Genomic DNA, 5,226 nt, shown 5'->3' on the forward strand with positions numbered 1-5,226 from the left:
GGTCTCCGGAGCGGCGGTGGCCGCCTCGAAGGCGATGAGAGCCTCAGCCTGGGCCAGATGCAACAGCTCGACCATGCGGCCGTCCACCTGCAGCACCGCGCGGCCGGCGTTCTCCGGCGCGGCGAAGGCGACGACGACGCGGCGGGCCCAGGCCAGTTGCGCCGGGTCGGGTCCGAACGCCGCGTTGGCGGCGGCGATCTGGCCGGGGTGAATCAGGGTCTTGCCGTCGAACCCTAGGTCGGCCCCGTGACGGCATTCGTCGGCCAGCCCCTCGGGGTCGGCGATGTCGTTGAAGACGCCGTCGAGCACCGCCAGGCCGTGGGCGCGGGCGGCCATGACCGTCAGCGCCAGGGCCGGCGCCAGGGACGCACGCCCGGCCCCCGGGCGGCAACCCATCTCGCGGGCGAGGTCGTTGGGCCCGACGACCCAGACGGCGTCTCCGGCCGCGCGGCTGGTCGCCCCGAGCGCGTCGAGGCGCAGCACCGCCGCGCAGCTTTCGATCATCGCCCACAGGGGGGCGGCCTGGCCGAGCGCGGCGGCGCAGGCCTGGAGCACGGCCGGGTCGGCGACCTTGGGGACCAGCACGGCGTCGGGCGCGGCCTGGCTGAGGGCGCCGAGGTCTGCCGCTCCCCATGGGGTGTCGAGCCCGTTGATGCGCACCACCAGCTCGCGCCGGCCGAACCCGCCGTCCCGGATCGCTTGCACGGCCGCGGCGCGGCCGGCCGCCTTGTCCGGCGCGGCCACGGCGTCCTCAAGGTCCAGGATGACGACGTCGCAGGGCAGGGTGCGGGCCTTGTCGATCGCCCGGGCGTTGGTGGCGGGCATGAACAGGGCGCTGCGGCGCGGTCGATGCATGGCGTCTCCTTCGCGCATGGCGGAACGCCCGTCTTAGCGGTTAGGATCGGCAAATGACCACACGGCGCGACCCTGCGGCCCGCAACGTCCTTGGCGGCGAACTGAAGGCCTGCTCGACGCAGCCGCTCACCGGCTTCTTCCGCAACGGCTGCTGCGAGACCGACCACAACGACTTTGGCCTGCACACGGTCTGCGCGGTGATGACGGCCGAGTTCCTGGCCTACTCGCGCTCGGTCGGCAACGACCTGTCGACGCCGATGCCCGAGGTGATGTTTCCGGGGCTGAAGCCCGGCGACCGCTGGTGCCTGTGCGCGCCGCGCTGGAAAGAGGCGCTCGACGCCGGCGCCGCGCCGAAGGTGGTGCTGGAAGCGACCCACGAGGAGACCCTCGCGATCGTGCCGCTCGGGGTGCTGAAGGACCACGCGGCTTAAGGATCCCTCCCCACAAGCGGAGAGGGTCAGAACAGCCGGTATTCCGCTTCGAGGGCGTAAACCGAGCCGTCCTTCGTCTGGCGGCTGGAATAAAGGCCGATGCGATCGACCCAGACGCCGGGGGATTTCAGGAGGTTGTTGGCCTGAATCCACGCGCCGACCTCGGCGGGATCGGGATAGCGGGTGTAGGCAAGGGTGACGTGCGGCCGGTACTGGCGGGTCTCGGCCTTGAGGCCGGCGCGGCGGGCGGCGGTCTCGCAGGCCCTGGCGAGGTGGCGCAGGGGCTCGCTGTCCTCGACTCCGGCCCAGACGGCGCGAATGTCGTCGCCGTCGGCGAAGGAGCCGGCGCCGGCGAGGACGATCTCGAACGGCCGGGCGGAGAGGCTGGACAGCTCGGCGTCGAGATCGCGGGCGACGTCCTCGCGCAGGTCGCCGAAGAACCGCAGCGTGACGTGAAGGCTCTCCACCGGCCGCCAGCGGGCCCCGTCGATCCCCTGCTGGCGGCGGACCAGGGCCTGGCCGATGTCCGGCGGGATGGCGATGGCGGCGAACAGGCGGATCATGCGCGAGACCCTATCCCGCTCGCAGAGCCCTCGCCACCAGGGGCGCCAGGCGCCGGGCGATCACCGCCACGCCGGCGGCGTTGGGGTGGATGCCGTCGCGCTGGTTGAGGCGGGGGTTCAGGGCGACGCCCTCCAGCAGGTCCGGCAGGAAGATGACATCGTGGGTCCGCGCCACCTCGGCGAAGGCGCCGTTGAAGGCGCGGGCGTAGTCGCCGCCGATCAGGCTCGGGACCCGCACCCCGGCCAGCACGACCGTGACGCCGCGGGCCTTCAGCCGGCGGACGATGAGGTCGAGGTTCCTGGCGACAGCGCGCGGCTCGGCCCCGGTCAGCAGATCGTTGCCGCCGAGGGCGACGACGCAGACGGCCGTTCCCTTGGGCGCGGCGCGGTCGACGCGGGCCGCCCCGCCGGCGGTGGTCGAGCCGTCGACGCCGGCGCCCAGCACCCGGGCCGGGGCGCCGAGCCGGGCCAGCTCCGACTGCAGGGCCGCAGGCAGGGCCTGGCTCTGCGGCAGGCCGTAGCCGGTGGTGATGGAGTCGCCGAGCACGGCGACCCGGCGCGCGGCGGTTTGGGCCGCTTGCGAGACGGCCGGGACGGCGAGCCCGGCGGCCGCGACGACGCCGCGGCGGGAGATCGAAGACATTGGCATGGTTAACGATTTAAGCGTCCCGTCGCCTGGTCCAAGCCCCCTTCGGGAACGATAGATCCATTTGTGTCATACTGTGTCAGGCCTTGCTTACCGGGCCCGTGACCCCGATATTCCGAGGTGCGTCCACTCGGGACGACCAAACAAGGGCTTTGCCTAAGATGAGCGACTTCAACCGCGGCTACGCGCGCACGATCCCCGCCGATCGCGCCGACATGTCGGTGGACGCGGGTCTGCGCAGCTTCATGCTCGGCGTCTACAACAAGGTGGCGCTGGGTCTCGTGATCTCCGCCGCCCTGGCCTACGTCACCGGCCAGGTCGAGCCGGTGCAGCAGCTGCTGTACCGCGTGACCGCCGACGGCCGCCTGGCCGGCTTCCAGCCCCTCGGCTACGTCGTCGCCTTCGGGCCGCTGGCGGTGATGCTGTTCGGGATGTTCGGCATGCGCAACGCCACGCCGCGCAGCTCGGGCATCTTCTACTGGACGATCGTCGCCTTGATCGGCGCCAGCCTCGGCGCGATCACCCTAGTCTACACCGGGGCCTCGATCGCCTCGACGTTCCTGATCACCGCGGCCGCCTTCGGCGCGCTCAGCCTGTTCGGCTACACGACGAAGAAGGACCTGACCGGCTTCGGCAGCTTCCTGATCGTCGGTCTGATCGGCCTGGTGATCGCCTCGGTGGTGAACATCTTCCTGCAGAACTCGATGATGAACTTCATCATCAGCGTGCTGGGCGTGTTCATCTTCGCGGGTCTGATCGCCTACGACACCCAGCGACTGAAGATGACCTACTACGAGCTGGGCGGCGACCAGGCGGCCATGGGCGTGGCCACCAACTACGGCGCGCTCAGCCTCTACATCAACTTCATCAACCTCTTCCAATTCCTGCTGCAGCTGTTCGGCGACCGCCGCTAAGCGCCGAGGAATTTCCGGAACGACGAGCCCCGGCGGGAAACCGCCGGGGTTTTTGTTTTTAGTCGACGACCTTGAAGCGGCCCTTGTCGAAGAAGCGCAGCACCTGGTCGAGCTCGTGGCCGCGGCGCAGGATCATCCCGCCCTCCCCGACGATCGACCAGGCGCCCTGCCTGCGGGCCAGGGCCGGCCGTTTCTCGATGCGGTAGAGCGGCTGCTCGGAGCTACGGCGGAACACCGAGAAGACGGCGGCCTCGGCCAAGCCGTCCATGGCGTAGTCGCGCCACTCCCCCGCGGCGACCATCCGGCCATAGAGACGAAGCAGGCGTTCCAGTTCGCGCCGCTCGAAGAACACCCTGCCGGGAAGAGGCCCCGCCTGAGACGTTTCGAATGCCATCGGGTGGAGCCTGACCGAATCCCGTTGAAAAATCTTCTGGAAAAGACATGGGCCGGGAGGCGGTTCACCGCCCGTAAGCTACGCCCTGAAATGACCTCATTTCGGTCCAGCCTGCGCCCGATGTGACCCGTTTTATGAGGGCGTCGGTTGGAACGAGACGCGGGTCCCGGATCCTGAACAGCCCCCCCAGCCCCCCTGGATCAGCGGCTTTTCCAACCGACACACCCTCCCCTGAAAAACCCGCGTGGGCCTCTCCAGCCGCGCGGGTTCTTTTCGTTTTGGGTCTGCTCAGGCCCGCAGGCTGGCGACCAGCTCGCGCGCCGAGGGGCGCAGGGCGTCCATGGCCCGGACGACGATGTTGAGCTCGCGCAGCGCCCAGTCGTCGGTCAGCTCGACCACCTCCAGGCGCAGGACCCCGGCGTTCCGCTGCACGGTGGTGCGCGGTACGATGCCGACCCCAACCCCGCAGCCGACCAGGCGGCAGACCGCGTCGAAGCTGCGCAGCTGGACGCGCAGGCGCAGCGGTCGGCCCTCGCGCGCCGCCTTGGCCGACAGGAACCGTTGCAGCGAGCTCGACCGCTCGAGCCCGACGAGGTCGTAGTCGAGCACTTCCGAGAAGCTGATGGTCTTGCGGGCGCTCAGGTCGTGGCCCTCGCCCACCACCACGACGAAGCGGTCGGAGCGGAACGGAAAGGCCTCCAGCGCGCCGACCTCGACCGTGCCGGCGACGATGCCGATGTCGGCGGCGCCCTCGGCGATCAGGCCGACGATCTCGTCGGACAGGCGCTCCTCGAGGTCGACGGTGACGTGCGGGTGGCTGGCCAGGAACGACGACAGGGTCTCCGGCAGGAATTCGGTCAGGGCGTTGGTGTTGGCCAGCACCTTGACCTCGCCCGATACGCCGCCGGCGTAGGCCCCGAGATCCTCCCGCAGGCGGGCGCTCTGGGCGATGATGGCGCGGGCGTGCTTCAGCAGCAGCAGCCCAGCCGGCGTCGGCGTGACGCCTTGGCGAGATCGCGACAGCAGGGTGGCGCCCAGGCTCTCCTCCATGGCGCGGATGCGGGTCGACGCGGCGGCCAGGGCCAGGGCGCAGCGTTCGGCCCCGCGGGTGATGGAGCCGGCGTCCGCCACCTCGCAAAACAACTTCAGGTCGGTCAGGTCGAACCGCATCGACTTCGTCTTTCGCGAAGGAACCCTATAGCAATCACGGATTGCCCCGTCAGGCGAAAGCAAGCCATCTTTCGGCGCGGACGAAGGGTAGATTGGCGGTTTGCCGTTCGTTGACAGCGACCCGGCGCGGCGTAAAAGCGGCGCCATCCAAAACCAACGAGCGGCTCCAAGATGACCGACGCCTCCCGGGCCCCGCGCGAGCGGCCCATGTCGCCCCACCTCTCGGTCTGGCGCTGGCACATCACCATGCTGA

At 70.1% G+C, this 5,226-nt stretch carries 7 protein-coding genes and 1 pseudogene; 3 read left to right on the forward strand and 5 right to left on the reverse strand.

The window, feature by feature from the left end; translation table 11 throughout:
- Window positions 1-855: HpcH/HpaI aldolase/citrate lyase family protein (locus ACILRF_RS14225; protein ID WP_395674008.1), on the reverse strand; the 855-nt coding region annotated here is incomplete at its 3' end.
- Between the two features lie 53 nt (window positions 856-908).
- On the opposite strand from ACILRF_RS14225, the gene ACILRF_RS14230 reads away from it, so the two are divergent.
- Window positions 909-1,286, forward strand: a complete 378-nt coding sequence (locus ACILRF_RS14230; RefSeq protein WP_395674010.1) for a DUF2237 family protein — start codon at window positions 909-911, stop codon at window positions 1,284-1,286.
- Window positions 1,287-1,312: 26 nt separating this feature from the next.
- Here ACILRF_RS14230 and thpR read toward each other — a convergent pair whose 3' ends face one another.
- Window positions 1,313-1,849 (reverse strand): RNA 2',3'-cyclic phosphodiesterase, encoded by a 537-nt coding sequence (gene thpR / locus ACILRF_RS14235; RefSeq protein WP_395674012.1) that lies wholly within the window; start codon window positions 1,847-1,849, stop codon window positions 1,313-1,315.
- A gap of 10 nt (window positions 1,850-1,859) precedes the next feature.
- Window positions 1,860-2,492: an arylesterase gene (locus ACILRF_RS14240; protein ID WP_395674014.1), complete on the reverse strand. Its 633-nt coding sequence runs from the start codon at window positions 2,490-2,492 to the stop codon at window positions 1,860-1,862.
- 164 nt (window positions 2,493-2,656) lie between these two features.
- On the opposite strand from ACILRF_RS14240, the gene ACILRF_RS14245 reads away from it, so the two are divergent.
- Entirely contained in the window at window positions 2,657-3,409 is a 753-nt protein-coding gene (locus ACILRF_RS14245) for a Bax inhibitor-1/YccA family protein (protein ID WP_395674016.1), read from the forward strand.
- 58 nt (window positions 3,410-3,467) lie between these two features.
- On the opposite strand, the gene ACILRF_RS14250 is transcribed toward ACILRF_RS14245, so the two are convergent.
- Together ACILRF_RS14250 and ACILRF_RS14255 are read right to left on the reverse strand one after the other, a co-directional pair.
- A complete protein-coding gene (locus tag ACILRF_RS14250; protein WP_395674018.1) occupies window positions 3,468-3,803 on the reverse strand; it encodes a DUF2794 domain-containing protein in 336 nt (111 codons plus the stop codon).
- 288 nt (window positions 3,804-4,091) lie between these two features.
- The gene (locus ACILRF_RS14255; protein WP_395674020.1) at window positions 4,092-4,973 is read right to left on the reverse strand and encodes a LysR substrate-binding domain-containing protein; all 882 of its coding nucleotides are present in this window, start codon (window positions 4,971-4,973) and stop codon (window positions 4,092-4,094) included.
- Between the two features lie 171 nt (window positions 4,974-5,144).
- Here ACILRF_RS14255 and ACILRF_RS14260 point away from each other — a divergent pair.
- Window positions 5,145-5,226: pseudogene (locus ACILRF_RS14260) on the forward strand (succinate dehydrogenase, cytochrome b556 subunit); the annotation flags it as partial.

Origin of the sequence: Phenylobacterium sp. (genome assembly GCF_044236515.1) — a bacterium.
GTDB lineage: Bacteria > Pseudomonadota > Alphaproteobacteria > Caulobacterales > Caulobacteraceae > Phenylobacterium.